Origin of the sequence: Dactylosporangium sp. NPDC005572, assembly GCF_040605515.1 — a bacterium.
In the GTDB taxonomy this organism is placed as follows: domain Bacteria; phylum Actinomycetota; class Actinomycetes; order Mycobacteriales; family Micromonosporaceae; genus Dactylosporangium.
Genome location: NZ_JBEXCY010000435.1, coordinates 1 through 2301 on the forward strand (window position 1 = coordinate 1; position 2301 = coordinate 2301).

At 79.1% G+C, this 2301-nt stretch carries 1 protein-coding gene and 1 pseudogene; both read left to right on the plus strand.

Going from position 1 to position 2301, the window contains the following annotated elements; all coding sequences use genetic code 11:
• The coding region (locus ABZS66_RS61360) for a LuxR C-terminal-related transcriptional regulator (protein ID WP_354774188.1) at positions 1-1941 on the plus strand (1941 nt) is incomplete at its 5' end.
• Between the two features lie 88 nt (positions 1942-2029).
• Positions 2030-2301, plus strand: a pseudogene (locus tag ABZS66_RS61365) (LuxR family transcriptional regulator); the annotation flags it as partial.

The window sequence follows — 2301 nt, forward strand, 5'->3', positions numbered from 1 at the left end:
TCGGCGCAGGCCGGCCACGCCTCCGACAGTGAGGCCGGAGACGGCGAGCGGCCGGCCCGGCACGTCGCGCAGGGCGGCACGCCCCGCGACACCGGCCCCGATCTGGACAAGGGCCTCGCCTACGCCGTCGCCGGCGCCCTCGCGGACCTGACCCGCCCGGCCCGTACGGCGATGGCCGCGCTGGGCCTGCTCGGCCGGCCGGTCACCGCGTCGGTCCTCGGTGAGGGTCTCGCCGAGTTGACCGCGACCGGCCTGGTCGAGCTCACCGACGGTGTGGCCGCGCCCGTCTCCCCGTACACGGCGGAGGTCGCCGCCGGCCTGCTCGACCCGGCCGAACGCGCCGCCCTGCACCGCCGCCTCGCCACGCTGGTCCCGCCGCGGGAGGCGGCCCGGCACCTCGCCGCCGCCGGCGCTCCCGCCGAGGCCTACCAGGTCGCGGTGCGGGCGGCCGCGGCCGCCGAGTCGTCCGGCGACCGGGCCGAGCTGCTGCTGCTCGCCTGTGACCTGCCGGGTGTCGACGCGGAACCGGCGGTGCGGGTCGCCGCGGCCCGCGCCGCGCTCGCCGCCGGCCGTCCCGGTTCGTGCCTGCGGGTCATCGACCCGGCCACCACCGACCCGGGCGCCGCGGTCCTGCGCGGTGAGGCGCTGCTGCAGCAGGGCAACGCACCCGCCGCCGCGGCCGCCGTCGCCGCCGTCCCCGACGACGCCCCGGCCGACGTGCTCGGCGGCCGGGACCGGATCCGGTTGCTGAGCATGCTCACCACCGACCCGGCCGGTGCCGTCGCCCGCGCCGAGGAGCTGCTGAAGGTCCACGGCGACGCCCCCACCCACCCGGGGCTGCGCGCCGCGGTCGCCGCGGTGCGGGCCGGCACCCGCCAGCCCGGCTGGGAGTACGGGCTGGCGTCGGCCGCGTCCGCGGCCGGGCAGGCCGGTGACGCGCTCGCCGCCCGCTGGTCGGCGTGGCTGCTCGTGGAGACCCTGACCGCCGACGCCCGCCTCGCCGAGGCGTCCCAGGCCGCCGCCGCGGCCGCCGCCGCCTGCGCCGGTGACCTCGCCTACAGCTGGCAGACCCGGTTCGTCGCGGCGCAGCTGTGGTGCGACGCGCTGCGCGGCGAGGAGATCGACGAGGTCGTCCGCCGCGCCGGTGACCTCACCGACCGGACCCTCCCGGCGGTCGCCCGCGGCTACGCCGTCGCCGCCGCGTCCCTCGCCGAGGCCGACGGTGGCCTGCTCGCCCCGGCCCGCGCCCGCCTGGAGGCCCTCACCAACCGGCCCGCCGCGACGGCCCCGGCCCTGGACTGGGTGACCCGTGAGGCGGCGTGGCTCGACGGCCGGCCCGACCAGGCCACCGGCGCGCCCGCCGACTTCACGGACCATCCCGCGCCGCCGCTCGTCGACGGGCTGCGCCGGATCACGGCCCGCTGGGCCGCCTACGACGCCGGTGTCACCGGCGACGCCCTCCCGGCCGGTGACACGGCCCTCCCGCCGGTCGTGGCGACGCTGGAGGCGTGGAAGTCCCCGGACCGGTTCGCCGAGGCGGCCGCCGCGTGGCGGACCCTGGCCCGCCGGGAGGAGGTCCGCTGCCTGCTGGCGCGGGGGCTGCTCGAGGAGACCGCCGAACGGGCGGTACCGCCGCTGCTGGAGGCCGAACGCCTCGCCGAGGAGGCCGGCCTGGTCGTGCTGCTCGGCCGGGCCCGCCGGGCGTTGCGCCGCCACTCGATCCGCCGCGACATCCGCGGCCGCCGCGCCGGTGACGAGCTCACCGACCGCGAGCGTGACGTGCTGCGGCTCGTCGCCAACGGCGAGCCGACCCGCCGCATCGCCGGGCAGCTCGGCATCTCCCGGGAGACGGTCGAGACCCACATCCGCTCCGGGATGCGCAAGCTCGGCGCCCGCACCCGCACCGAGGCCGCCGCCCTGGCCATCGAGGACCTTGGATGAGTAAAGGTCTGGTCTTGTGCCGGGCGGCAACTTCATCGCATGGTGGGCGCATGTCAACGCCTCCCCGGGTTCCGCGGACGGACGCCTGATGGCCGGAGACCCGGCGCTCGCGCCCCGCTACGTCGTCGCCACCGGCGGCGACGCCACCGCCGTCCTGCGCCGGCTCGCCCGGGCCGGCTGGACGACCCGGGAAGGTTTCGCCCTCACCGACCAGCAGTGGGACGTCTCCGACGCCCGCCTGGCCCTGTTCGGCCGGGTCGCCGACGCCGACACCGCCGAACTCGCGCTGCTGGCCGCCGCCCGCGGCGCCGGCATCGTCGCGATCAGCGACGCCGCCGGCGACATCGGCCGCGCCCTGCT